Annotated in this window: 22 protein-coding genes; 6 read left to right on the top strand and 16 right to left on the bottom strand. The window is 59.5% G+C overall.

All coding sequences use genetic code 11. The features are described 5' to 3' along the window. Positions 1–22 precede the first annotated feature (22 nt). Positions 23–1,534: a class I adenylate-forming enzyme family protein gene (locus FKG95_RS00685; protein WP_179953866.1), complete on the bottom strand. Its 1,512-nt coding sequence runs from the start codon at positions 1,532–1,534 to the stop codon at positions 23–25. A gap of 484 nt (positions 1,535–2,018) precedes the next feature. Here FKG95_RS00685 and FKG95_RS00680 point away from each other — a divergent pair, with 484 nt between their 5' ends. The 4 genes from FKG95_RS00680 to bfr all read left to right on the top strand — a co-directional run bounded on the left by FKG95_RS00680 (position 2,019) and on the right by bfr (position 5,686). Then, entirely contained in the window at positions 2,019–3,089 is a 1,071-nt protein-coding gene (locus FKG95_RS00680; RefSeq protein WP_218940028.1) for a C4-dicarboxylate TRAP transporter substrate-binding protein, read from the top strand. A gap of 50 nt (positions 3,090–3,139) precedes the next feature. After that, positions 3,140–3,643, top strand: coding sequence for a TRAP transporter small permease (locus FKG95_RS00675; protein ID WP_142894128.1), 504 nt, complete (start codon positions 3,140–3,142; stop codon positions 3,641–3,643). A gap of 3 nt (positions 3,644–3,646) precedes the next feature. Beyond that, complete coding sequence (locus FKG95_RS00670) at positions 3,647–4,993, top strand: TRAP transporter large permease (protein ID WP_142894126.1); 1,347 nt, start codon at positions 3,647–3,649, stop codon at positions 4,991–4,993. A gap of 213 nt (positions 4,994–5,206) precedes the next feature. Continuing rightward, positions 5,207–5,686, top strand: coding sequence for a bacterioferritin (gene bfr, locus FKG95_RS00665; RefSeq protein WP_142894123.1), 480 nt, complete (start codon positions 5,207–5,209; stop codon positions 5,684–5,686). Between the two features lie 336 nt (positions 5,687–6,022). Here the strand turns inward: bfr and FKG95_RS00660 are convergent, their stop codons facing one another. Beyond that, complete coding sequence (locus tag FKG95_RS00660; protein WP_142894121.1) at positions 6,023–6,313, bottom strand: (2Fe-2S)-binding protein; 291 nt, start codon at positions 6,311–6,313, stop codon at positions 6,023–6,025. 447 nt (positions 6,314–6,760) lie between these two features. Here FKG95_RS00660 and FKG95_RS00655 point away from each other — a divergent pair, with 447 nt between their 5' ends. Continuing rightward, entirely contained in the window at positions 6,761–7,285 is a 525-nt protein-coding gene (locus FKG95_RS00655) for a hypothetical protein (protein WP_142894119.1), read from the top strand. Positions 7,286–7,326: 41 nt separating this feature from the next. Here FKG95_RS00655 and tam read toward each other — a convergent pair whose 3' ends face one another. From tam to hemP, 8 genes are all read right to left on the bottom strand, one after another. Continuing rightward, complete coding sequence (gene tam / locus FKG95_RS00650; protein ID WP_142894117.1) at positions 7,327–8,103, bottom strand: trans-aconitate 2-methyltransferase; 777 nt, start codon at positions 8,101–8,103, stop codon at positions 7,327–7,329. Between the two features lie 75 nt (positions 8,104–8,178). Next, positions 8,179–9,360: an energy transducer TonB gene (locus FKG95_RS00645; protein WP_142894115.1), complete on the bottom strand. Its 1,182-nt coding sequence runs from the start codon at positions 9,358–9,360 to the stop codon at positions 8,179–8,181. Beyond that, positions 9,357–10,175, bottom strand: coding sequence for a heme ABC transporter ATP-binding protein (locus FKG95_RS00640; RefSeq protein WP_142894113.1), 819 nt, complete (start codon positions 10,173–10,175; stop codon positions 9,357–9,359). Before FKG95_RS00640 ends, FKG95_RS00645 begins: the two co-directional genes overlap by 4 nt. Next, on the bottom strand, positions 10,175–11,347 hold the full coding sequence (locus FKG95_RS00635; protein ID WP_246116642.1) for a FecCD family ABC transporter permease: 1,173 nt from the start codon (positions 11,345–11,347) through the stop codon (positions 10,175–10,177). The genes FKG95_RS00640 and FKG95_RS00635 overlap by 1 nt, the downstream gene beginning before the upstream one ends. A gap of 56 nt (positions 11,348–11,403) precedes the next feature. Further along, entirely contained in the window at positions 11,404–12,345 is a 942-nt protein-coding gene (locus FKG95_RS00630) for a heme/hemin ABC transporter substrate-binding protein (RefSeq protein WP_142894109.1), read from the bottom strand. After that, positions 12,342–13,430: a hemin-degrading factor gene (locus tag FKG95_RS00625; RefSeq protein WP_218940027.1), complete on the bottom strand. Its 1,089-nt coding sequence runs from the start codon at positions 13,428–13,430 to the stop codon at positions 12,342–12,344. The genes FKG95_RS00630 and FKG95_RS00625 overlap by 4 nt, the downstream gene beginning before the upstream one ends. Before the next feature lie 47 nt (positions 13,431–13,477). Beyond that, on the bottom strand, positions 13,478–15,613 hold the full coding sequence (locus FKG95_RS00620) for a TonB-dependent hemoglobin/transferrin/lactoferrin family receptor (RefSeq protein WP_142894105.1): 2,136 nt from the start codon (positions 15,611–15,613) through the stop codon (positions 13,478–13,480). A 179-nt stretch (positions 15,614–15,792) separates the two neighbouring features. Beyond that, positions 15,793–15,993, bottom strand: a complete 201-nt coding sequence (hemP, locus tag FKG95_RS00615; protein WP_142894103.1) for a hemin uptake protein HemP — start codon at positions 15,991–15,993, stop codon at positions 15,793–15,795. Positions 15,994–16,483: 490 nt separating this feature from the next. Here hemP and FKG95_RS00610 point away from each other — a divergent pair, with 490 nt between their 5' ends. After that, complete coding sequence (locus tag FKG95_RS00610; RefSeq protein WP_142894101.1) at positions 16,484–17,449, top strand: 2-hydroxyacid dehydrogenase; 966 nt, start codon at positions 16,484–16,486, stop codon at positions 17,447–17,449. Between the two features lie 33 nt (positions 17,450–17,482). Here the strand turns inward: FKG95_RS00610 and FKG95_RS00605 are convergent, their stop codons facing one another. From FKG95_RS00605 to FKG95_RS00580, 6 genes are all read right to left on the bottom strand, one after another. Further along, positions 17,483–19,444: a SulP family inorganic anion transporter gene (locus tag FKG95_RS00605; RefSeq protein ID WP_179953865.1), complete on the bottom strand. Its 1,962-nt coding sequence runs from the start codon at positions 19,442–19,444 to the stop codon at positions 17,483–17,485. 105 nt (positions 19,445–19,549) lie between these two features. Beyond that, positions 19,550–20,473, bottom strand: a complete 924-nt coding sequence (locus FKG95_RS00600) for a dimethyl sulfoxide reductase anchor subunit family protein (RefSeq protein WP_142894097.1) — start codon at positions 20,471–20,473, stop codon at positions 19,550–19,552. 4 nt (positions 20,474–20,477) lie between these two features. Then, positions 20,478–21,269 carry a 4Fe-4S dicluster domain-containing protein gene (locus tag FKG95_RS00595; protein ID WP_142894095.1) on the bottom strand — a complete coding sequence of 264 codons (792 nt, stop codon included), beginning with the start codon at positions 21,267–21,269 and terminating at the stop codon, positions 20,478–20,480. After that, the gene (locus tag FKG95_RS00590) at positions 21,266–24,106 is read right to left on the bottom strand and encodes a molybdopterin oxidoreductase family protein (protein ID WP_142894093.1); all 2,841 of its coding nucleotides are present in this window, start codon (positions 24,104–24,106) and stop codon (positions 21,266–21,268) included. The genes FKG95_RS00595 and FKG95_RS00590 overlap by 4 nt, the downstream gene beginning before the upstream one ends. Positions 24,107–24,558: 452 nt before the next feature. Further along, positions 24,559–25,440 carry a succinate--CoA ligase subunit alpha gene (gene sucD, locus FKG95_RS00585; RefSeq protein ID WP_142894091.1) on the bottom strand — a complete coding sequence of 294 codons (882 nt, stop codon included), beginning with the start codon at positions 25,438–25,440 and terminating at the stop codon, positions 24,559–24,561. Continuing rightward, positions 25,440–26,573, bottom strand: coding sequence for a succinate--CoA ligase subunit beta (locus FKG95_RS00580; protein ID WP_142894089.1), 1,134 nt, complete (start codon positions 26,571–26,573; stop codon positions 25,440–25,442). Before FKG95_RS00580 ends, sucD begins: the two co-directional genes overlap by 1 nt. Positions 26,574–26,581: the final 8 nt, after the last annotated feature.

Raw genomic sequence — 26,581 nt, 5'->3', positions numbered from 1 at the left:
TGAAAATGGTTCGGTGGTCGGTTCAGCTCGCCAGTTCCTCTTTGGAATGAGCAAAGTGTTCCAGCAACTTGTGCTTCAGGATCTTGCCGGTTCCGGCGGCCGGTAGTTTTTCAGTCAGGACCATACGCGAGGGAACCTTGTAGGGCGCAAGCCGGTCCTTCACATGCTGCCTCAAGGCCTCTTCGGTCACATTTGCAGCTGGACGGATTTCGACAAATGCAATGACATCCTCATTGCCGTCTTTCAGGCGTTCGCCCACAACGGCGGACTGTACGACGCCGGGAAAGGAGTTGAGCGCCGTCTCGACCTCAGGCGGATAGACGTTGAAGCCGGAGCGGATAATCAGCTCTTTGCAGCGTCCCACGACATAGATCCAACCATTCTCGTCGAAACGTCCCAGATCTCCGGTGTGCAGGTAGCCCTCGGCGTCGAGGACTTTTGCGGTTGCTTCCGGATTCTTGTAGTAGCCCATCATCACGTTGGGCCCTTTGACCACAATCTCGCCAACGCTATCGCGCAGTTCGTCGTGGCCAGGCGGCGGGACCATGCGGACATCCAATCCCGGCAGGGGCGGGCCACAGCTGTCATCATTGCGCTCATAGCCGGGCACGGTCGCGGAGATCCCGGGCGAGGTTTCCGTCATGCCATAGCCGTTGTGCAGCGTCAGGCCGAAAAACCGCTCGATCTTGCGCTTCCAGTCCAGATCCAGAGGCGCGCCGCCGGCGGAGAGATACCGCAGTTTCGGGGCTTTCGGCTCGGTAATGTCGTGATCGGCGCAGTACTTCAGCAACTGCGCGTACATTGCGGGCACGCCCTGCATCACGACGACGCCCTCGGCGTAAGCAGCGAGCACATCCGCAGGCACAAAACGCGCCACATAGCGGATCATCGCGCCGGAATAGATCGAGGCCAGAAATGCGGACGCAAAGGCGAAGACATGCGTCATAGGCAAAACGCAGTAGAGATATTCCCCGGCGCTCAGGCCGCGCACAGTCGTTGAGGCCTCGGCCATGTAAAGCAGGTTGCGATGGCTCAACATCACACCTTTAGGATCGCCTGTCGTTCCGGTCGTGTAAAGCAACGCAGCCACCTGCTGCTCCGCAGCTTCAAAGACCGGCTCCGCCGCAACCTCAGGAAATTCGCAGAACATGACCTGTCCGAAGGCCGCCGGCGCCGATTCATGTGCCCCGTACCGTTCCGCATGGCGGGCGGCCGCATCGGAAGCTTTGTGTGTAAAAATCATGACGCGAGGCTGACAATGAGCAAGGATCCGGCCGATCTCATTGTCGGTCATGCGCGCGTTGAGCGGATTCACCCAGGCATCCAGGCGGCTGCAGGCCAGAACCATCGCCGCAGAAGCCACCGAATTCTCCGAGACGAGCGTCACCCGGTCGCCCGGCCCCACCCCGGCAGACCGAAGCAGGTCGGCGGCATCCGAAACCGCTTCGCCGAAGCCTTCGTAGGTCAATGTCCGGCCGTCGAAGTCGATGCAGGCCTGCTCCTTCGGTCTTTGCGTGAGCCATTGGTCCAACATTTCGTGGATCCGCCGCATTGCGTCGTTACCTTCCCAAAACCATCACCCTGTCCGTTCCCGGTTTTGTGCCCGGAGTTCGCGAACAGGTATATTCCAACGCAGATTATGCGCCACTCGGGCAAGTCATCCCACCCCGAACAGCGCTTGCAGTACAGTGGTATGTTGATTGCCGATTGCCCCACAGAAAATCACGCGCTAGCATTGCGGTCAATATGCGGAAACATATTCCGCATATTGGAATTGAACTCTGCCGGTCAATCAGGAAAGAAGTCGTGCCTGATCGCCGGTCTGAGCAGTGGAAAGACTGGAGCCCGAATGTTTGCTTTTGTGTCAGAATGAAATCTCACCCAATCTGCAGTGAGATCGAGTGCGATCGCGCAAGGGTCCAGATCTTACACGCATCAAAAGATCACTTAATCGGCAACACGGTTCGCAGAAACCGGCCTACAGGAAACACAGGCGGAGGAAAACGATGAGTTTATGGATGAAGTTTGCAGGCGCCACGGTCATTACAGCCGTCGCCGGCGCGTCACTGGCAACGACGGCCGACAGCGTTAAAGCCGAGACGGTTCTGACCTATGCTGAAGCGTCACCCAATCGCGGCGCGCGCGCCAAAGCCCTCAATTGGTTCGCGGATGAGATCGCCAAACGCTCGAACGGTGATCTGAAAATCGAATTTCAGTGGGGCGGCGCGCTTTTCGACGCCAAATCCTCGCTGAAAGGCATTGGCGACGGGGCCGCAGATCTGGGCTCCGTTATCGCAGCCTATGTTCCCAGACAGATGCACGCACTTGCCGTTGCGGATCTGCCGCTCGGCAATCCGGACGGCTGGGTCGGTATGCGGGCAACCTACGATCTTGCTTCGAACAACGAAGCGCTGAAGGCCTCCTTCGAAAAGCACAACGTCGGCTTTGTTGCAGCCTTTTCGACCTCGGCGGTCCAAATCGCCTGTAGAGGCTCCGCAATCCGGACCGTCGAAGACATCAAGGGCAAGAAAGTCCGCGGCATCGGCGCCTACGGCAAGGTCTTCAAGGACTTTGGCGCCAACATGGTGCGCATGAGCATCTACAAGGCCTATCAGGGTTTGGATACCGGCCTGATCGATTGCTCGCAAGGCTATACCTATGCCTACCGCGCACTGAAGCAGTATGAAGTCGCAGACAGTCTGACCATCTTCGATTGGGGTCAGATCGGTGCCTTTGCCATCCTGGGCAACAAGGACAGCCTGGCCGCGCTCTCGGATTCGCAGCGGGCCGTTCTGCGTGAGGTTTCCAGTGAATTCGCCGACCACTACGGCGCCATCCTCGCAACCGCCAATACAGACGCGGAACAGGCCTTCAGCGACGGGATCGATGGCCGCAAGATGGAGATCATCCGGCTGGAAGCTTCAGAGCGCGCCAAACTTCTCGAGGCCAGCAAAAAGTACGTCACGGAGTGGGTCGAGAAAGCCAACGACAGCGGTATGCCGGGCGAAGCCGTACTCGCCGAATACCAGGAGCTTATCGCCAAGTATCAGGCGGAACGTGACGAAAAAGGCTATCCATGGGCCCGGTAACTTCCGGCGGCTTCTGATTTCCTTTTAGCCTTCGCACAGGGGACACCGCGATGCTCGGAACACTCGAACGCGCTCTTTCCGGCGTCGCGGCCCTCTGCGTGATCGGCCTCTGCGTCGTGATCACAGGAACGGTCCTTTCCCGCGGGCTCCTTGGCTGGAGCATCCCCGATGACGTGATCATCGTGCGGGAACTCATGATCGGGGCGATCATTCTGCCCCTGGCTTACGTCACCAGCAGTCGCAGTCATATTGCGGTTGAAGTGCTCTATAACCATCTGGGCCGCCGTACACAGCTCTGCCTGATGGCTTTCGGGACCAGCTTTGGCTTCGTGACCCTGCTGCCGCTGCTCTATGCGGCGTGGAACGAGTTGCTTTATGCCCTAGAGGCGGAAACCTACTTCTTCGGCGATCTGGAACTTCCGGAATGGCCGGGAAAACTGGCGTTCTTCGTCGGATTGTTCTTTTTCATTTTCAGACTCAGCCTCCTGATGGCGAGCGACCTGCGGACCGCCTGGAATGGCGAAGGATCCGCCGATAACGCGAAGGAACTATAAAGCGTGGATCCCATCCTTCTCGGTGCGGCGGGCTTTCTCGTCGTTCTCGTCCTCCTTGCCTTGCGCGTGCCCATTGCATTCGCCCTCGCAGGCATGGCGACCATTTGCACTCTGATTTTTTTCGCGACGAAATCAGGCGACTTCGATCTGGTCCGCGCCTTCCGGCCAACGACGACGCTGCTGTTCTCAAATACCTTCGAGCTGATCCATTCCTATAACCTCAGCATGGTGCCGCTTTTCATTGCGCTGGGGCATGTCGCCTATCGGGCGGGGATCACCACGGACATCTATCACGCGGCACGTATCTGGCTGGCACGCGTTCCCGGCGGTGTCGCCATGGCCTCGGTGATCGGCTGCGGCGGCTTTTCGGCAATCACAGGCTCCAGCGTCGCCTGCGCCTCGGCCATGGGGCGCATCTGCGTTCCCGAAATGCTGCGCTTCAAGTACGATCCGCGCCTGGCCACCTCCTCCGTCGCCGCAGGCGGCACACTCGGCTCCCTCATCCCGCCGAGCGTCCTCTTCATCATCTATGGGATCTTTACCGAGACCTCCATCAACAAGCTGTTTCTGGCCGGCGTTATTCCGGGACTTCTGTCGCTCGCGGGTTTTGTGCTGGTGATCTACATCTGGGTCAAACGCGACCCCTCAGCCGGCCCAACACCGGACGAATCCGAGGTCTCGGGTGGGCAACGCAGCAGCGCGGCTCTCAAGGCCTGGCCTGCACTTCTGCTGTTCGTCATCGTCATAGGCGGGATCTATGGTGGCATCTTCACCGCCACCGAAGCCGCCGCCATCAGCCTTTCCATCACGCTTTTGGTCAGTGTCCTGCAACGCCGGCTGTCATTCGCTGATTTCAAAACCGCCATGTGGGAGACGGTCACTCAGACCTCGGCGATCTTTTTCATTGCGGCGAGCGCCAAGATGTTCGTCGCCTTTATCGCCCTGACCGGTATCGCGCCCACCCTTGTCGCCTCGGTCGAAGCGGCACAGCTGGCCCCCTGGCTGGTGCTGGCCGCAATTGTCGCGATCTATCTGGTCATGGGCATGTTTCTCGACCCGCTCGGCATCATGGTTCTCACCCTGCCCTTCATGGTGCCGCTGGTAGAAGGGATGGGCCTTGATATTATCTGGTTTGGCGTCGTGGTGGTGAAACTGCTGGAAATCGGTTTGATCACACCGCCGGTCGGCCTGAACGTCTTCGTCATCTCAAGTGTTGTCGGGTCCCAGGTCGCGTTGGAAAAGATCTTCGCCGGGATCCTCAGGTTCCTTGCCATGGATGTTATCGTGCTCGCCTTGCTGGTTGCCTTCCCGGTCCTTTCGCTGCTCCTGCCCAACAGCATGTGGCAATGACAAGCAATCGCAAATCAACTGCGTTTCATTCTCATCTATACTGTTGATTTATCACTATATTTCTTGTCAAAGCGCGGTGTTAACCCTACCTTCATAGGCGGTAGGTATTTGTCGCAATAGCTGCGGAACAAAATACAAGAAATCCGGTGTCCTGGTTCAGGCGTATAGTTGGAGCTATGCGCCGAACGCGGATTCGAACTGAGAGGTGGAGAGATGAAAGGCGACAAAAAAGTCATCGCATTCCTGAACGCGGTGCTTAAGAACGAGCTGACGGCGATCAATCAGTACTTCCTGCACTCAAGAATGCTGAAAGACTGGGGGATTACGAAACTCGCGGCGCACGAGTACGAAGAATCCATCGACGAAATGAAACACGCCGACGAACTGATCGAGCGCATCCTCTTCCTTGAAGGACTGCCCAATCTGCAGGAGCTTGGCAAGCTCATGATCGGCGAGAACGTCGAAGAGATTCTGAAGTGCGATCTCAAGCTCGAGGAGAATGCTCTACCAGAACTGCGTGAGGCCATCGCGCATTGTGAAGAGGTCAACGATTACGTCTCGCGAGAGCTGTTTCGGAGCATCCTGAGCAGCGAAGAAGAGCACGTTGACTACCTAGAGACCCAGTTCGACATGATCGAACGCATGGGGATCGAAAACTACATCCAGCTTCAGAGCAGTCCCGCCGGGGATTAGACCGGATCACGTTTTGGTCGGGAATTCATAGCCATGAACTCTCGACCGAGAGGTGTAGCTTCGCTCTAAATCATAGTGTTGGATCAGATTCACAAGCACGCGTTATCGCCTTAGGCGATTCGAACCAGACTTGATCTGATCCGGAGCAATTCACACTCAAACGGCCTCAAGATCCACTGCCTCTCGCTCAGCAAGTCGCTGATCTCGAACGCAAATCTTGAGGCGTTACGTTTCCAGAGGCATGTGAAACGCTCTAGTCAGCGGATTGGCGGGCGCGCGGAACTCTTCATCGGGTCTGCGCGCCGCTTCGCACAAGGCCGGGCCGCCTGCCAGAATTTAACTCTTGGAAAATGAAACCTGCGGTCTCTGGGTGACAGGCGCATCACCGCCCCCAACGGGCAAACCCGTTGCAGCGAGCTGCCGGTCGTTTGCCGTGGGATAGGATGAGCAGGCCGAGCTCTCCGATTCATGCACATCGTCGATGATATCTTGGGCCATATCAAGGCACTGTCCGCAGCGCGGACCACTTCCCATCGCGAAGTAAGCGCGTTTTGCACAGCGAACGCCGTCACGCGCGATTTCGCTGATCTCTGAATCCCGGTATCCGTTACAAAGGCAAACGTACATTCGCTTCTCCGCATGCGGGGGAGGCTATCCAGCTGCCCATAATCTCTAATTGGGGCTGTCCCATTCCGCGTGTGATCCATAGTTGATCATACTAAGAATGATTGTCAATTGCATAATTTGGTTAATATTTCGCGGAGATAGACCTCATGGCAAGCATTCGATCCGCATAAAGCCCCGCAAAACAAAGGCATGTGGATGTTTCCTGTCCGCCGATCCCGTTCCTGCAAAACCGGCATCTGCTCGTGAATTTATCATTGGATCGCTGTAAAAAGTATTTGATAATGATAATCATTCTTAATATGGTAGCTCACAGAGGCTTGGCGTGACGGAAGAGGTAGAGTGGATCCCTCCTGTTCCATGACTTCGCCAGCCGCTCAACCCGGCAACCCTGCCGCTGTTTCGGGATGCCAGAGTCAGACCAGGACCAATCCATTGCAGGAGCAGAGATTGCCCTTTCCGCAGCCCGGCCAACGAGATCAACCCTGGCCCACTTCCATGAACGAGCTCGATCCGTCGGAACGCCTTGTTATTTGGTCTTTTCGCAGGTGGGTGCTTGGCCTGAAGCAAAATACCGCTGCGCACTGGGACTTCGTGTGGAACGAGTTTGCCCGACAACTCGGCAGTCAGGATGGGCGCGAAGCGCTATCCGGCTTTGCCTGCATGGTCAAAGCCCTGCAGTGCAACGCCCGCCGGCGGATCCATTACCATCAACCCTGCTGCCCCGCCCTGGGGGCCGACGAGGTCAGTATTGCGTGTCTCGTCGCCGCTTGTCAGAACGGGCAATTGGGGTTGGCGCGCTCACTCGCCCAGTGGCTCGTCAAACCCGATGGCAGCGACGAAATGATCACAGCGGCCACCCGCCTTGCACAGCGTATGCAGTCTCGTGGTCTGGTCTTTCCCGAGCGCTGCGGCGCGCCGGCAATGCCGCCCATGACAGAGCCTGTACCGCAGGCCGTGGCCGCGCTGCATTGATCAAAGTCCGAAGTCGGGCCGCAGTTCACCTACGACGCTGCTCAGACGCCGCGCGTGGCCACCATGAAAATGCGCGGGAACCGCAACAGCCGCTTGCCATCGCTCCGCGCGGGATAGGCTTCATCCAGCGCAGCTTCATAGCGCACAAGAAACGACTCTTGCTCAGTCGCCGTCAGCCGACCCAGAAAAGGCCGAAGCCCCGTGCTCTTGAGCCAGTCAACAATAGCGCCCGAGCTCTCCATCACATGACAATAGGTGGTTTTCCAGATATCTACCGCCGCGCCTTCCGCAGATAGCCAGTCATAGTACTGCTCCATTGCCGGAATCGGCACGCGGACAGACCCGATATCTTTGAATTTTTCCCGCCATAGCTCCTCCGCGGCGACGCGCCGCATCAGAGCGTGCGATGGCTCGTCCAAATTGTCTGGCATCTGAATGGCAAGGGACCCGCCAGCCGACAACCACGAGAGCAAACGTGGGAACAGCGTCTGATGCCCCGGCAACCACTGCAGGACCGCGTTGGCGAAGACAAGATCGAAGGGTTTCTCCGGTGCCCAGGAGGCGATATCGGCTTCGAGGAACACCGCCTGCGGCAATCGCTCACGCGCCTTGGACAGCATATCGGGTGAGCTGTCCAGTCCCAGAATCTCGGCTTCCGGGTACCGGCGCGCGAGCAATTCCGTGCTGTTGCCCGGACCACAACCCAGATCGAGAACACGCAGCGGCGCTTCCAAAGTGACACGGCTCAGCATCTCGATAGATGGCCGGGTCCGGTCCGCCTCGAATTTCAGATATGAAGCCGCGTTCCAATCGCTCACAAAGACCTCTCGTCCGGGATTACTGCGGGTGTGCTGGAGAGCCCTCTCAGTACCACAACGAGCGAACGCCGAACATCACCGAAGGTTAAATTTCACGGGTATGACCAGATCCAGGTTAGCCTGGCGCATATCTTCAGGGATCGGCGGCAAGGGCTGCGCCCGCTCGATCATGCCCATGGCCTCCTTGTCGAGACGCTTGTAACCGGAACTTTCCTCAATCGCCGAGACCGAGACCATACCATCTCGATTCACCACAAAGCGGAGCATCACGACACCCTGTTCGTTCCTGAGCTTGGAACGGCGCGGGTAACGTTTGTGCTTTTCGAGCCAGGCCGTCACTTCGCGGTAGTAATCGCTGCTGGTCCCGGGCGCGCCGCCGCCGGCTGTGTTGTCGCCTTGTCCTGCTTCGCTCAGCCCGGAGTCCCCCGACTTCCCGCCTTGGCCGGCGACCTGATTGGCTGTCTCGGTTTTGCTAAGGCCGTCAGCAACCTCAGCGCGGGCCTCTTCACGCGGTTCGATATCACTTGCCGTTTCGGATACAGAACTTGTTTTGGGTTCAGCAACCTCTGCTTTCTGCACTTCTTGAACCAACGGTCGTTTCTCTGGCGCCGGACGTCGTTTGGGTAGCGGTGGCGTGGCAGCGTTCTCCGTCGCAACGACCTCCTCCGGCTCGACGGCCAGGGGCGTTACCGGCTTCACCTCCGCGGGTTCAACCTCGATGATCTCAGCTTCAGCGGTGGCGACCTCAGGTGCTGAGAGGTCGCTGACGTCGGCCACCTCCGCATTCAGTGCCAGATCAGGCTCGGGAAGAGTTGGTGCTGGCTCGGTCTCTTGGACTTCGGCAACTTCTGACGCCAACACAGCCTCTGGTTCGGGAACAGTTACTTCGTCCACGACCACAGGCTCAATGGTTGCTGTCTCCTGCAGAGTTTCCTGCAAAACCTGCTGCTCGACCGGCTTAACCGCCTCAAGGGTCTCGGTTTCAGGGGGAGTTATGTCCTCAAGGGTTTCAGAAGCCGGCTGTTCGGTGGCGACCTCGCCGCCCGCATCGCGACCGGCGGGACCCAACGACACAGTCATGCCGCCGTAGCCGAAGTTCGCCACCCCTTCATCTTTGTCGCCGGGAATCAGCAAAAGAGCGCCGCCGTGGATCGCCAGCGAAGCCAAGACGGCACAGCTTAGCGCCGCAAAGCGCCGGTTCTGCGTCGGTTCATACAGGTGCAGTTGGATATGCTGATATCTGGCCATGCTGGTCATGCGGCGATCACGTAGGGACAGCCGCGCTTTGGATGGAGCACGACGCTCACCGGTAATTCGAAGACCTCCTCGATCAGACCTTCGGTCAGCACCTCCGCCGGTGCACCTTGTGCAATAATCCGCCCTTCCTTTAGCATCACGATCCGATCGGCATACATGGCGGCCAGGTTCAGATCATGCAGGACCGCCACCACGCCGATGCGGCACTCGGCCGCGCGCACCGCGGTTTGCAAGGTCATGTGCTGGTGCGCGGGATCCAGACTCGATGTGGGTTCATCCAGAAGCAAAAAGCGCTCATTCTCTTCCGAAGGCCCCGGATCACACCGAGACGCACCCGGCTCAAGATCACAGAACCCAATCTGTGTCAAAACACGCGCCAGATGCACACGCTGGCGCTCGCCGCCCGACAGCGTCGTATAGACCCGGTCAGCCAAATGCAGTGTTTCTGTCTCTAGCAGTGCGAGCCGTGCAATCGCAAGATCAATTTCGTGAGAGCTGAAACCCGCATACGGCGAACGGCCGAGCAGGACCACTTCGAGTACCCTGAAGGGGAAGGTGAGTTCCGAGTGCTGCGGCAGAACGGCGCGTTTGCGGGCAAGCGTCTGCGACGGCCAGTCGCTCAAAGCCTCGCGGTCAAGTTCCACCACGCCAAGACGCGGTTTTAGCGCACCCGACATCGCAGCAAAGAGCGTCGACTTGCCGGCACCGTTGGGGCCGACGACAGAGACCACTTCTCCGGCGGAAACTTTCAGCGACAGATCATGCAGTATGTTAACGCCGCCAAGGTCGACCCGGATGTTCTTGACTTCCAGCATCACCAAACACCTCTGTTCCGGGCCCGCATGAGCAGCCAGAGAAAGAAGGGGCCGCCCACGCAGCTCGTCAGGATCCCGATCGGCAGTTCCGCAGGCAATACGACAGAGCGGGCCGCTAAGTCGGCGACGAGCAACAGACTGGCGCCGAGCAGCATGGAAGCCGGCAGCAGTGTTTTGTGATCCGCGCCCAGACTGAGGCGAACCAGATGCGGCACCACCAACCCGACAAAACCGATCACACCCGTCACCGCAACCGAGGCTCCGGTGGCCAGCGCCACCAGCAGGACAATGGCGCGCTTGATCCACTCGATCCGGAACCCCAGATGCTGCGCCTCGCGCTCGCCCAACAGCAACGCGTTGAGATGCCTGGAAAACAGTACAAGTGCGATGCTTGCCCCAAGGACAAAGGGGGCAACAGTCCCGATTTTGGTCCAGGTCACACCACCAAGGCTGCCAAGCATCCAGAAATTGAGATCGCGCAGCTGTTGATCGTCGCTCAGAAAAACGAGTAACCCGACTCCGGCCGCAGATATTGCATTCATGGCCACGCCGGCCAACAAAAGGGTCGCCACATCGGTTTGCCCGGCACGGGTGGCGATACGGTAAACCAGAAAAGTAGAGACAAGGCCGCCACAGAAGGCCGCAACCGGCAATGCCAAAAAGCCAAGCGACGAGCCCCCACTCGCCTGCAACTCGAAACCGAAGCGCGCGCTCAACGCTACTGCAAGGCTGTTTCCCAGCACGATCGTCGCCGCGGCCGCCAGCGCCGCGCCCGTCGATACACCAATCAGGCCCGGATCTGCGAGCGGATTTCGAAAGAGGCCCTGCAACGCGGCTCCCGAGACCGCGAGGGCCGTGCCGACCAGAATCGCGAGCACCGCGCGGGGCAAGCGAATAGCCAGCAGCACGGTCTCCTCCCGCCGTCCGAAGGCCCAGATGGATCCCTCTATGGATCCTTCTGCGGCCATATCGCCCCCGAACAGAGTTCCCAGGCCAAGAGACTTCAGAAGGATAGCGGCAATTTGGGCCGGCGAAATGCTGACGGCACCCCAGCCGACCGATACCACGAAGCCAACCACGAGCAAGCCGGCGAGAAGCAGCAGGATCACAAGCCTGCGCTGCTGCCGCTGCAAGGCGATCGGCAGGACATCATCGGCTGCAACACTAGCCATGGTGCCTTTGCCTCTTGTCATCGGTCATCACTGTCATCACGCACAACGCTTTGCCGCTATTGTTCCTTCGTCATCGAAAGATCCAGTCCGGGATGCAGTTTTTGCGCGAGCTGTGCCGCAGCTTCCGGTGTCCGCGGGCCAAAGCCGAGCAGGAGCAGATCGTCCATCGAGACGATCCGGCCGTCGCGGCCCGCCGGCGTCTGGGAAACCTCGGGACCTTCCCGGATAGCTTCGGCACCACCAAGCAGTCCCAGAGACCGGTCCGTCACCAGAACAACGTCTGGCCCGGACTCAACCAGAGCTTCCGGAGACAGAGCTTTGTAGCCCTCGAAAGCATCGATTGCGTTGTCGCCGCCGGCAAGTTCTATGATCGAAGCGGCCGATGTCGCCCGGCCCGCCGCCAGCGGCGCCCCGCCGTTACCGATCGAAAGCAGGAACAGAACCCTGGGCCGCGGGCCTGCGTCTGCCACGACTTTTCTGAGCTCTTCAAGACTGCTCTCGACCTGGGCGGAGAGTACACGCCCCTTTTCCGTTACGCCCATGACATCGGAAATCAAGTCGATCTTTTTCACAATCCCCTGCGGACTGGGGTCATCCGGGACCAGGACAACCTGAACACCGGCTTCGCGCAGCTGATCCAGCACCGCAGGTGGACCGGAATCTTCAATGGCGAGAACGAGCGAGGGGGCCATGGCCAGGATTGGTTCCGCCGAGAGCTGGCGCATATAGCCGACATTTGGGAGTTCGGTTGCCACGGCGGGAAATAGACTGGTGGCATCGACGGCGATCACGCGATCCGCCAGGCCGAGGGCGTAGAGGATCTCGGTCACCGATCCACCGACCGACACCACACTGGAGTTGTCATCGACCTGAATGCTCTGGCCGGTTGCATCGACAAGCTGCGCCTGTGCGTTGCCCACCGCAAATATCGCGAGCAGCATGGCAGCGAAAAGCATTGCCCGGGAAGGAAAGTGACTCAGAGCGAAGGCTACAGTCATGCCGCCCCTCCACCAGTCTCCAGAGATGCGACCAGGCGGCGCCAGTCTTCGCGTTCCAGTTCACCGGGCTTGCGCTTCCCGAACATCCAGGCGATCTGGGCGCCCGCCGCGTCATAGATTTCGAGCGAGGTCACGATGCCGTCGCGGGTCGGCTTCCGGATGATCCAGGCCGTGTCGATGGCATCCATTCGAAGGTGCAGGTTGAAACCTTCGTCCAGGACGTTGAACCAGGGACCAAGCTCTTTGAGCCTTTCGACAGGTCCGGTATGAATCTGAATCACACCGGGATTACCGGCGAAGATCATGATCGGGGTGGCGGTTTCGGCCGCCGCCTCCAAAGCAGCCTTGAAAGTCTCCAGTCCGACCCGGGTGGCGTAGTCTTCGCCCACCAGCCGGAAGGCCTGTGTGCGGCCGACGCCGACATCCTTCAGCATCGCATGAAAGTCATGAACGTCCTGCAGTTCGCACCAGCGCTTGCGCAGTAAGGTAGAATCGACTTCTGTGTCGGGCCGGTCCGGCTGGCGTGCGGGCAAAGAAGCGACTGCCTGCCCGGGTCCTTGATGCGGGTCCAGGTTCTGAGCGACCAGATCCTCATAAGCCTCCCGGTTACTGCCGTCTCTCAGATAAACCTTGTGAACGGCGGTGCCGTCTGAACCGAAAAACTGCAGACTATGCCGAACACCGCTGCGCGTGTTTTCCGTCACTGCATAGCCGCTCTGCCAGTGATCCAGGAACAGCCGCAGATCGATCGCCTCGTCAAGGACCAGGCCCATGGACTTGAAGATCGAAATTTTCGCGAAGGTTCCGACCTTCTCGTGAACGGCATGCTCGTTGCGGGTCAGCACCATGACCTCGCCAAGACTCGGAAAACTCTTGATGATTGCACCGAATGGGCCGGCCAAACGCCTAACGCCCTCGCCGCAGCGGCAGGCCACCAGCTCCGCCTCGGAAACGCCCAGCTTTTCGGCGGCGTCGCGCGCACGCAGCAAAGGTTGTTCGGAGCGTAAATCGTGCAAATCACCGCGCAGTTTCAGCGCGACTTCGGTCTCCGGCGATGGACTTTCTGCCGTCAGTGTATCTGTCAATTCTCTCTTCCTTTCCCACGCCACCCGCACCGAAGCGGCGTCTTTACTCACCATTTCAAGGAGTAGCTGACGAGGCCTTTGAAGTTGCGCCCCGGCTCATTTGCGTTGGTGTTCACCCGCTCATAGGACTTGTCGAAAATGTTGTCGACGCCAAGATCGACACGAATGCCCTGCAAGAGATCATCAGTGGGTTGCCAAGAGAAGTACACGTCGTGCACCGCGTAGCCGTCGCGCTCCTCGGCCTCGGTATCGACTTCGTCGAACTTGTCGGCGGCGAGCACGCGCCACCCCACCAGGGAGTTGATTTCGGGAAGTTTGACGGCTGTGTTGACCGTTACCTGATCCGGAGTAAGCGTGCCGATTTTTTCCCCGGTTTCCTCATTCTCCCCGTCGATACGCGAAAAGCCCAGAGAGACCAGGAAACGGTCGTTTTCGTAGGAAGCCTCGATTTCAGATCCCCAGAGCTTTGCTTCCGGTACGTTGAAAGTCGTCGTCGTGCCGTCGCAGTTCCCCGGGATAAAGGGGTTACAGTCGACAAAAGGCGTCGGCTGATCGACATCCTGGTCGATAAAATCTTCGCCCCAGATGAGGAAGTGCGAGGCCTTGAATTGCAGCAAATCGCCCGGCTCCATTACCTCGTTAAAGGTCAAGCCACCGCCGAACTCGAATGTCTGGGTGGTTTGTGGGCTCAGATCACTGTTGGGCACAAACCGGTTGACCACGCCTGGCCCGATAGGAATCTGGAAGTGCGTCCCCGTCGTGAAGAGCTCGTCGAAGGTGGGGGCCCGGAAAGCCTCGGCATAGTTGGCAAATACGAGGAGCCAGTCGGTCGGCAGATAGCTGACGCCGAGCCTGGGAGAGAGGGCAGTCTCTTCGTTGCTGTCCGCGATCGAACTGGACACCTCGTAACTGTCGAACCGGAGTCCGGGGATGATCAGAAAATCTCCGGGGATCACCCCGAAAGCCTCTGAAACCGTAATTTCCGCCTGGGAGAAAGCACCGAAAAAACTCGCCTCCGCGTCCGGTACGCCGTCCCGGTCACCGGAGCCGCGCGCGCCGTCCTGTTCGTCCTCATAGTACTCACCGCCATAGGTAAAGGTGACACCAATGTCTTCGGATAGAGAGAGACGGGAGCGGTTATCGAGTCGGAACCCATAGGTATCGACATTGCGTTTCAGAAGCTCACCCGTGACCGCGAAGGTCGCCGGATCCAGTTCGACTTCATCGACACGCTGATCCGTGTAATAGGCAATCACATCCAGGTTGATGAGATCGTTATTCGGATTATCGTATTTGTAGGCGACACGATAGTTGTCCGATTGCACTTCCTTGTCGAAGACGTCGCTCGTGGTCGCCTGGCCGTTGTTGGGCTCCTGCGCATCGTTGCGGAAGGTGGAAAACGAGCCCTCGATACTGTGGTGGTCGGCGAATTCGTAACTGCCTTTGAACAGGCCGGAAACGATGTCGTCGTCGGTATTGTTCAATTCACTGCCATCGCCCAGTTCAATCGAGCCGGACTCTCGCCGGGTGATGCTGCCGACGAAATCGAGGCCTTCGACCGGCGTGGCAAAACCGGTCATCGTGCCAAGCCTCTCCCGGTTTACGGTTTGATAGCCGGCCGAAACTTTTGCACCGAAGGTCTCATCAGGAGCCAGGAAGTCGCTGGCGTCGATGGTCTGAAATTCGATGACGCCGCCCGTACCGCCGCTGCCGTAAAGCGATGACGCGGGACCGCGCAGAACCTCAACCTGTTTCAGCAGACTGGGATCGACAAAGAAGCGCCCGTCATGGGCCGAGCCGAAATTCTGCCGCGCACCGTCAATCAGCACGATGACATCAGGGCCATCGAAACCACGAATACTTGGAACCTCGCCTGTGCGCCGCGGGCCACCGGTAAATTCCACGTTGGGAACGAAATTCAGAATATCGTCGGGGGTTGAAGCCTGACGGCTCTCGATCTCCTCGCGCCCCACCACGGTCACCATGCCGGGATACTCAAAGGCCTTGATCGGATTGCGGGTCGCCGTAACAGAAATCGGATCCAGGATCTTGTCGTGTGTTCCGTCAGATCCCTGTGCCTGGACAACGTCCTGCGCCTGAACCGCCGCTGTAAGCAAACAGGTCCCGAGTGTGGTGAGTGTAAACGCCTTGACCCTCTGTATCGGGCCCATAAAACCAGCCATATATTGCTTCCCCTTGGCTCATAAGCTTTGGTTGTCCTGGCTGGCTTGCGAAAGCGGCTTGGCCTTTGGGTGGCTGGCTTGGACTCTTCGTTCGTCACTGTCTAGACGACCGGATCGGTCTTTTGCCGTGGGTGAACTCCCATCTCGGCAAAACAGATCCAGCGCCGACCTGCTGTGGTTTATTTCGTGAGGATCAGTTTTCCTTTCTTGGTGGCGCGCAAACGATAGTGTTCGCCTTCGTGTTCAATCACGATCTCCCGGACGTCAGCGAAAAGATCCCGGCTATGAAGTATCCTGACCCCGCGCGGGGGAAGCATCGGCACTTCAGCGCCGTCCAAGCGAAGTTGGCTTCGCCCGCGTTCCTTCTCGCCTTCAATCATCCGTCTTCCTGACTCAATCCCCGGATCGACAGAGTTTGCGCAGTTATGCGTCTGTAGCTGCTCGACCGGAACGCAGGAGCCTCTTGACGCCCCTCGCTTTGCTTCTTTCTGGTCCAGAAACGCGTGGCCAAGCCACACGTCCTGTCGCATCAAGTCTCATGCGCTCAACCAATAATGCGAATGACTCTCATTTTCAATCATAAAATGGCAAAGCCGCAGAAATGAGCGGAAAATGTCCAGTTCGCGCTAAACAGCATCCCACTCTGCTCTGAAGAGTTGAATATCGCTGGTTGTTGCGTCCTGCATCCCGCTATACGAAAATGCAGGGGTCAGGCGCTTGTCTGCAGCCGGGCAATCCGTAACCTGATCGCTCACCGCCGATTCGCACGACAAACAAAAAGCAGCGACGACAGCAGATATTCGCTGAGTCATCGAACAGGATCGTAGTCTGGCCGCAGGCGCGACCCGGACCTTTGCAGGAGAAACGCCAATGCCCGACCGTCCTACCGTTCTGGTGACCCGTCGATTGACCGATGCCGTCCATGCCCGTCTGGAAAGAGACTATAATCCGGTCTTCAATCTGGATGACAGGGTCTTCGACCGGGACGAACTGATGGCCAACTGCCAATCCGTCGACGCCGTGATTCCCTGTCATTCGGAGCACTTCTCAGCCGATGTCATCGCCGCCCTGCCCGAGCGCCTGAAGGTGATCGCCAACCACTCCGTCGGTGTCGACCACGTCGACCTGGCGGCGGCAAAGAAAAAGGGCGTGATCGTGACCAACACGCCGGATGTCTTGTCCGACGCGACGGCCGAGATTGCCATGCTTTGTATGTTGAGTGCTGCGCGCCGGGCGAGCGAGGGCGACCGGATGGTTCGGGAAGGGCGCTGGGATTTCTGGAGTCCGGCCTTCATGGTGGGGGTTCAAACCACCGGCAAGCGCATGGGAATCATCGGTATGGGCCGCGTAGGACAGGTCACGGCCAAGCGTGCGCGAGGCTTCGGCATGGAGATCCACTACAGCAACCGCCGCCGCCTGCCGCCGGAAACCGAACAGGGCGCGATCTTTCATGAAACTGTCGAGGACCTCTTACCCCATTGCGACGTGCTGTCCTTGCACTGCCCATCCACACCGGAAACCAAGAGCCTGATGAATGCGGAACGCCTGGCGATGCTGCCGAAAGATGCAATCCTGGTCAATACGGCCCGCGGTCCCCTGGTCGACGAGGACGCCTTAATCGATGCCTTAAGAAACGGTGGTCTCTTTGCCGCCGGTCTCGACGTTTTCTGCGACGAACCGGGCGGCAATCCGGAACTGAGCAAACTGGACAACGTCTTCATGTTGCCCCATATCGGCTCGGCAACCAAAGACACCCGCGACGCCATGGGCTTCCGCGCGATCGACAATCTGGATGCTGTCTTTTCAGGCCGGGAGCCGGGCGACCGGGTGGCTTAAACCCTGTTCACGGGTCTAAGCGCAAAGTCTGGGTCATACATCCCTGGCGGCCGCTGATGGCCGCTTCGCACCGCCGGCACCACCGGACTCACTTCTCGCAGGAGTTGCCGCATCCCCATCAACCTGCGCCGTTCCTTCTTCAGATGCTGCCGCAGGATCGGACTCCGTCTCACGCGCAGCAGCAAGGGCTTCCATGACCTTGGCCTCTGCTTCCTGCGCAACCGAAGGCTCGAGTTCCGGCGCGCCCGGACGGCCGGCACATTCGAGGAAGACCCGGGCGGAGCAATTGCGGCAAGTGTCGTCGTCAAGCCGCGACACCAGTTGCTCGATAGCGGTTCCCTTGCTCTCGAAGACGTTCTCGGCGCCAATCGTCTCCATGACCCGCAGCTTGCGCAGGCGTTTCAACATCGGCGGATAGCGGGCGACGATGTAGAGCGCGCCGCCGCGCGCCCGGCGGCGCAGATGCTCTTCGACAATCATATCGGCGGCGGCCAGGTCGATCTCGCCAACGCCCTTGAGCACTAGGACCAGATGCTGCTGGCCGGGATGATCCCGCTCGAGCTTGCGGAACTCGGCTTCGATGGTCTCCACCGATCCGAAATAGACGGCACCGTCGATGCGCGCGAAGACAATCTCCGGACATTCGACGAGACTGTGGGCGATCACGTTGCGGAAACTGCGGCGGGTGCTGCTGGGATCCGGCGAACTGATCGCAAGTTTCGGCCGCGCCGATTTAGACAAAAAGATCAGTAGCGACAGGATGACACCGACGTAGATGGCGAATTCGAGCCGCACAAAAAGGCCGGCCAGGAGAGTCGCAATAACAACTGCGCTGTCCGAGCGGCTGGAGCGAAGGATGTGCCGGATTTCCTTGCGGTCAATCAGCTTCCAGGCCACGTAGAGGATGATCCCCGCCATCGCGGGCAAGGGCGTCAGGCTGATCAGGGGCGCGATGAAAAACAGCATCCCGCCCAGAAGGATCGAAGAGATGATCGCTGACAGTGGGGTCTTGGCGCCAGCCTCGTAATTCACGCCGCTGCGGGTAAAAGAGCCCGAACCAGGATAAGCCTGAAACATGCCGCCGACGAAATTGGACATGCCCTGCCCGATGATCTCCTGATTGGCATCAAAGCGCGTATGCGTCCGGGTCGCGAAGGCGCGGCCGATCGAAACCGCCTCCAGCAACGCGATCAGGGCAATAGCGAAAGCACTTTCCGAGAGCGCTCCGGCGCTCTCCAGAGTGATATCAGGCATATAGAAGCTGGGCGTGATCGAGGGCAGTTCCCCCACCATGGCCACGCCGTGATCCCGCGCATCGAGTAACCACGCAAGAAGGCCTCCACCCACCATAGCAAGCATGAAGCCGGGCAGGCGTTCGGAGATATGCCGGAACACCACGACCAGCGCCAGGGTGAAGCCTGCGATCACAATCGAGCGCCAATTGACCACATCGACCGATAGGAAGAGATTGTAAGCGCGCTCGACGACGGTTCCGCCGCGTGTGACCACGACGCCCAGGACGTCGCCCATCTGGCTGATGCCGATCAGAATAGCCGCTGCCGCCGTGAAGCCGACCAGTACGGAGTGAGACACGAAGGTCACCAGACGGCCGAGTTTGGCCAGGCCAAGCGCTAGCTGAAAAGCGCCAACCAGAAGCGTCAGGATCAGTGCCGATTCAATAAACTCCGGCGAGCCGGGGTCGTGCTTTAGATAAAGCGCATTGAAGACCACCGCCGAGATGGCGGTCGTCGGCCCGGAGATCATGACCATTGACGAGCCGAAGATCGCAGCGACGATCGGTGTGATCATCGCCGTATAGATGCCGAACTCCGGCGGCAAACCGGCAATGGTGGCGAAAGCGATGGCCTGCGGCAGGACAATCGTCGCGTTGGTGAAGCCGGCGAAAAGATCCGCGCGCAGAGTCGTCCTGTCGACCGTGGGAAGCCAGGTCAGGCAAGGCAGAAGCTTGCCCAGAAACGTACCACTGAAACTCACGCGCCGATCCCTTTCCGGCAACCACACCCGGCCGGCCGTACCGGGGGTTCCAGAGCCTGCTCACCCAGGCTTCAGCGCGCAGCGGAAACTGCGCGCTTCCCTCGATTATCTATGGCCGTAGTAAAGCGACACCGCATGTTCCGCTTCCGCGAAGAACAACCAACGCTCCGCCATCATGCCGATCAGATGCGACAGAACAGCGATCACCAGCAACCCTGCGCCACCGCCTGAGACGGCCGCGACCAGAAGTGCAAGCACGGGAACAGCCCCGCCCAGGACAACCGCCAGAAGCCTCAGCTTCTGCACGTGTTTGCGCCCGACCCGGTAAACCATCTCTTTCATCAGGTAGTTCGGCGAGGAATGCGGCGCTTCGAGCAACCGTACCTTCCCGATATTGCCGAGACCGGTCGCGGTCTCGGGCGAAGAGCCGATGGAAGCGAGCGTCGTGCGGTCGGCCCGGTTCCACCAGATGAACTTTGCCGCCCAGGCAATCACCATCAGGATTAGCGCGGCATAGAGAGAGCTTTGCGCACCGCTCCCCATCAGGGACGAAACCGTCGCAGCCAGCAAGGCCCCGCCGGCGCCCGCAAAGAGGAGATAGCAAAGCGGCGTCAGACCGGTGCGCCAACGCGGCACGGTTTTCAGCGAGCCATAGATCATTGCCGTGGCGTAAACCGTCACCAGCGAAAGAAGCGTCAGCAAAATTCCAACAATGGCCACGCGATCCGCGGCCAAGACCCATAGCGCGGCATAGATCGCGAAAAGGCCGAGGGTGACAATGGCCAGCACGCCCTCTCGCGACAACCAGGAAGACCGCCATTGCGTCAGCGCCCGCCAGGCGCGCTCGGGATGCCCCAGATGGAACGTCGATGACGCTAGACCGATGCCGGTCAGGACGAACGCAAGCGCGCAGGCGACAAGACCCGCCGTACCATCGCTCGGCGCGGCGCCAAGGCCCAGCATGGCAATCAGACCGAAGCCCATTCCGGACAGGGTCGTAAATACGATAATGGAGGAAGCAGGATGCATTTTCTTATCCCATCTTCTCTAGAGCGGAATCGAGCCAGCCCAGGAAGCCCTTGGCTTCGGGCTCGGCCAGCGCAACCAAATCGCTCGGCGCGCTCTGGACGGGTCTGCTCTTGGGCCGTGGCGGAAGGTATTTATTGACGGGCTTGGTGCCCTGCTCCGGCATCAGGTCCATACCGCCGCGCTCGGCCACCATCACCGAAACATCGGAATTGGAGTCGCTGAGATCGCCAAAGTGGCGGGCATTGGCCGGGCAGGTTCGAACGCAGGCCGGCTCCCGGTCTTCTTCCGGAATATTCTCGTTGTAGATCCGGTCGACACAAAGGGTGCACTTTTTCATGACCCCTTCCGCGGCATCCATCTCGCGCGCACCATAAGGACAGGACCAGGCGCAGAGACCGCAGCCGATACACCAGTCCTCGTTCACCAGAACGATACCGTCCTCGCTGCGCTTGTAGCTGGCACCGGTCGGGCAAACCGTCACGCAGGGGGCATCGTCGCAGTGAAGGCAGGATTTTGGAAAGTGGACAACCCGCGCATCTTTGCCGTTCGAGAGGATTTGTGCCTCCGAACTGGAACAGCCGGAACCGTCACTTGCCTCGACCTCGAAGGTATGGATCCGGTTCAGCCATGATCCGACCGGGTCGGCACCATAGGGATTCTGGTCGGAAAGCGGCGCACCGTAGCCGCCGGTGTTCCATTCCTTGCAGTTCACCACGCAGGCATGGCAACCGACGCAGATATCCAGATCGATAACAAGGCCGAGCGACTTATCGGTATGTGTTGGCAAAGACGTCATTTCGTCCACTCCTTCCCATAGCGCAGTTCGGAAGGTCCGGCCTTCGCAGGTCCTTTCTGAGCATCGAAACGCGGCTCGCTCAATTCGTCGCCGGCCTCGGCCTTTTCCACGCGCACCCGCAGGTCGTACCAGGCCGCCTGGCCCGTGATGGGATCGGAATTCGACCAGCGCAACCCATCACCGTTGCCCGGGAGTAGTTCGTGAATCAGGTGGTTCAGCAGAAAGCCCTTCTTGGCTTCCGGCGCATCCTCGGACAGGCCCCAGGCGCCACCGCGCTTACCGATCGCGTTCCAGGTCCACAGCGTTTTGGAGTTCACCGCCTCCATGCGCATCACGGGAACCTTGATGCGACCATGCTGGGAAATCACCCAGGCCCAATCGCCGTCTTCGAGACCTTGAGCGTCGCAAACATCACCGGGCACATACATCGGATTGGTGCCGTGAATCTGCCGCAGCCATGCGTTCTGCGACCCCCAGGAGTGATACATAGCCGCGGGACGCTGCGTGATGGCGTGAAGGGGGAACTCCTTCTCGTCGATCTGCGTCCCTTCGAAGGGCGCGTACCAGATCGGCAAAGGATCGAAGCAATCGCGAATGCGCCCTTTGAGGTGTTCCGGCGGCGCCTGCTCGGCCAGTCCCTCCGCGGTCAGTTGGAACTTCCGCAGCGGTTCCAGGTAGAGCTGAAAGGTGACGGGCTGCGGAGCATCGTAGAAACCCATGCCCACGGCAAAGTCCTGATAGGCCGCGTTGGCGTGCTTGAAGAACTGCGCCTCTTCCGGGATGTGTTCGATCCAGAAGCCACCGTTTTCGATGTAGCGTTCGAGCTGATCCGGGTTCGGCGCGCCGCGGCCTTTCTGGTCGGCGTTTTCGCCGCGCCAGCCCGACAGAGGGCCAATGCCGGGTTTGCGCTCGTGATTGACCATATAATCGGCGTAATCACTGTACTTGGCCGAGCCGTCTTCCTTGACGAAACCCGGCAAACCAAGGCGCGCGCCGAGATCGATCATCACTGACTGGAAGCCGCGCACATCGCGGTCCGGCTCCACGACAGGCCAACGAATTGAATCCGCGGCAGCATCCGGCTCGCAGATCGGCCGGTCGAGCAGCGAGATACAGTCGTGCCGCTCCAGATAGGTCGTATCCGGCAGAACCAGATCTGCGTAGGCCACCATCTCGGAGGAATAGGCGTCCGAGTAGATGATCTTGGGAATTACGTACTCGCCGTCCTCATCTTTCGCTTCCAGCATCTCCATGACACCGCGCGAATTCATCGAGGAATTCCAGGACATGTTGGCCATGTACATGAAGAGCACGTCAACCGGATAGGGATCGCCGGCGTAGGCGTTCGAGATCACCATGTGCATCATGCCGTGGACGGACATGGGCGCATCCCAGGAGAAAGCCTTGTCGATGCGCTTTGCCGATCCGTCACCGTTCAGCGCCAGATCCTCGGGCCCGCGCGGGTAGCCCAGGTGCGGCCCGGGCAACGGGCTGTTCGCGGCGTATTCCGCGTGAGGCTTCGGATGGGCCTCCATGGGCTTCGGATAAGGCGGCTTGAAACGGAAGCCGCCGGGACACTCGATCGAACCCAGCAGAATCTGCAGAAGATGCAGGGCCCGGCAGGTCTGGAAACCGTTCGAGTGGGCCGAAATTCCACGCATGGCGTGAAAAGAGACGGGACGGCCGATCATCTTTTCGTGGCGTTCGCCCTTCATATCGGTCCAGGGCTGATCGATGACGATCTCTTCCTCGAAAGCCGTGTGCGCCAACTCAGCGGCCAAACGCTTGATCTGCGCCGCGGAAACACCGGTCTGCGCGCTGACGGCTTCAGGTGCATAGGCTGCATCCAAATACTTCGCGGCCAGAAGTTCGAAAGCGGGAACCGCGGTGCGGCCATCGGGCAGGGTTACCTCGCCTTTGAAGGCCGGCTTCGCACCCGGGGTCTTGTTGGAGACGCAGGCTTTCTTGGCCCGGTCCCAGATCAGAACCTCACCGTCGTCGCCCCGGGCGAAGAGGCCATGATCCTTGGTCCCGGGGTCCTTGATCACCAGCCAGGGGGCATTGGTGTAGCGGACCAGGTAGTCGAGATCGACCTTGCCGGCGCGCAGAAGTTCGTGAATGAGCGAAAGAATGAAAAGGCCGTCGGTGCCCGGCGTAATGGCTACCCATTCATCTGCGATCGCGTTGTAGCCCGTGCGCACCGGGTTTACACCGACGATCTTGGCGCCACGCTCCTTGAGGCGGCTCAGGCCCAGTTTGATCGGGTTGGAGTCATGATCTTCGGCAACCCCGAAAATCATAAACATCTTCGAGCGCTCCCAGTCCGGCTGGCCAAACTCCCAGAAGGCGCCGCCCATGGTGTAGATTCCGGCCGCCGCCATGTTGACGGAGCAAAAACCGCCGTGGGCCGCATAGTTCGGCGTCCCATAGGCCTGGGCCCAGAAACCGGTCAGCGACTGGCTTTGGTCCCGGCCGGTGAAAAATGCCAGGCGTTTCGGATCGTTTTCGCGAATATCCCCGAGCCAGGACGTGGCCGTTTCCAGCGCTTCTTCCCACTCGATCTCTTTGAATTCGCCCTTGCCGCGCGGACCAACCCGTTTCAGAGGTTTCTTCAGGCGCGCCGGCGAGTAATGCTGCATGATCCCGGCGGAACCCTTGGCGCAAAGAACGCCGCGGTTGACCGGGTGATCCCGGTTGCCCTCGATGTAGCGGACCTTGTTGTCCCGCAGATGCACATTGATGCCGCAGCGGCAGGCGCACATGTAACAGGTCGTCTTGCGGACCTCATCCGAGACCTTTGGAGACGGGTCAAGCGGGGCACGTTCAAACAGGCTCATGCGAATTCCTCTCCCTCAGTAAGGCAAGGGTTTCCACCTGCCATTAGTGCCCATTCTTCTCATGCCCTGGGCGAAACAGACTTCAAGGCATCCTGATGGTGAGAAAAGGCACCGGCAACACCTGAAGGTATCCGGAGTTTCCCCCATTAAGCGGAACGGCTTGGATAAACGAATAGGGCAGTTTGCCGACAAAAACCACCATAAATGAGACAAAAATTACCAAAAATGCGCAATTTCATGAAAAAAGCTCTCTTTAGGAGCATTTTTCAACCACACAATCAACCAACTGCTGGCGCGCGCTGTTTTGATCCCATTTTCCGGGTCGCGGCCGCGATCCCGGTATTGGTGCTCTCTTGTTCTCAGACATGCATCATCACCACTCGCAAAGCTGCCTCTAACAGGGAGGTTTTACCCCAGTTCAGGTATGATCGAACAGGCTTTTATCCCTCTGATCAGGCAGCTTTTGAGTCCAGACTCTCTTTCAGCAAAACCGGGATCTGGCTGGGGACGTCGGCAACCGCAACTCCGGCTGCTTCGAGCGCGGCGCGCTTTGCGTCATATCCGCCGGAACTGCCGGAGACAATGGCCCCGGCGTGCCCCATTTTCTTGCCCGGTGGTGACGCCCGCCCGGCGATAAAGGCGACGACGGGCTTGGACATCCCGGCCGCATACTCCGCTGCACTCTCCTCGGCCGATCCGCCGATCTCGCCGCAAAGAACCACCGCCTTTGTGCCAGCATCGGCGTCGAGAATCTCGAGGGCATCCCGGGAGGTCGTGCCGATCATGGGATCGCCGCCGACGCCGTAAAACGCCGATTGACCGAAACCGCTCTGGGTAAGGTTTAAACTGACCAGGGTACCGAGGCTTCCCGAGCGGGAGATGACGCCGATCTCCCCGGGCCGGAACACATTTGCATTGAAGGCCGGCATGATACCGACGAAACACTCGCCCGGCGTCACCAACCCCGCGGTATTGGGGCCGACGATCCGCACGCCGTTGGCCGCCGCAGCTGCATGCATCTCCATGACATCGTGGGCCGGAATATGCTCGGTCAGGCAGACCAGCAGCTTCACTCCGGCCTCACAGGCGTCGATCGCGGCGGCCTTCGCGGCCATCGGCGGGATGAACATCACCGAGACATCGATCCGGCTATCCCGCGCGGCATCCACAGCACAGGCGTAAACGGGAACACCGAGATGCTCGGTCCCCGCCTTCCGGGGATTCACACCGGCAACAACCGAAGTGCCATAATCCTGCATGGCTTTGGTCCAGAAGGTGCCCTGCTTGCCGGTAATCCCCTGGACCAGGACTTTGTGTTCTCTCCTGACGATCATCACGCCGCCTCCGCTGCTGCCGCGACCGCGGCTTTGACCGCGTCATCCATAAGATCGAAGGGCTCCAGTCCCAGCTCCGCGCGCACGATTTTTACGGCTTCTTCCTCACCGGTCCCGTGAATGGTGAAAAAGATCGGGATGTCGGGTGCCAGTTCCTTCCAGGCCGACACCAACCCCTCCGTCATCACATCCGTGCGCGCGAAGGCGCCGCAGAAATTGACCAGAAGGCTCCTGATTTCCTGGTTTTCCAGCAAGATCGAGAGGGCGATCTTCGCCTTGGTGTAAGCCTCGCCACCGATCTCGAGAAAGTTCGCCGGCTGACCGCCGTAATGCGTGATGGCATCCATGGATGTCATGGTCAGGCCGGCGCCGTTCGCGAGTACCCCGACGGAACCACCAAGCGCGATGTATTTCAGGCCGGCCTGCTGGGCTTTGGCCTCCAGCGCCGTCATAAGCTCCGGCGCCGCCTGCTCCGCAAGCTCGGCCTGGCGCGGAGCGGCGGAATCGTCGATCGTCAACTTGCAGTCCAGGGCGATCACCCGCTTGTCGTTCGTCAGTACCAGCGGGTTGATTTCCAGCAGTTCCGCATCGTAGCCGCGATAAGCCTGATACAGCTGGACGAGCACCTCCGCGACCGCGCCTTCCATCTCCGCAAGGCCACAGCCCTCAAGCGCATGCCGTGCCATTGCGAGATCGAATCCTCTCCTGATATCGACGGGGATCTTCCGCATGGCCTCCGGGTCGGTTTCTGCGACCTCCTCCACATCCATGCCGCCCATCATAGAAAAGAGGATCATCGGATTCCTGGAACCTGCGTCGTTCAGAACCGCCGCATAGAGTTCCCGGGAAATTGGAACCTGGGCCTCGACCAAGAGCTTCTCGACCCGGTAGCCGTCAATCTCCATACCCAGGATCGCCTGGGCATGGAATTTCGCTTCCTCGGGCGTCGCGGCCAGCTTGATGCCACCCGCCTTGCCGCGTTTGCCGGTCGGCACCTGGGCCTTGACCACGCATCTTCCGATTTTCTCGGCCGCTGCCCGCGCCGCGTCGGCATCCCGGACCAGCGCACTTTCCGGAACCGCAATGCCGCTCTTTGCGAGCAGCGGCTTTGCCCGGTATTCTTCAAAATTCATGAAACCCG

Source organism: Denitrobaculum tricleocarpae (assembly GCF_007004665.1).
Classification (GTDB): Bacteria; Pseudomonadota; Alphaproteobacteria; order Kiloniellales; family Kiloniellaceae; genus Denitrobaculum; species Denitrobaculum tricleocarpae.
This window is presented reverse-complemented; position numbering and strand designations above follow the sequence as displayed.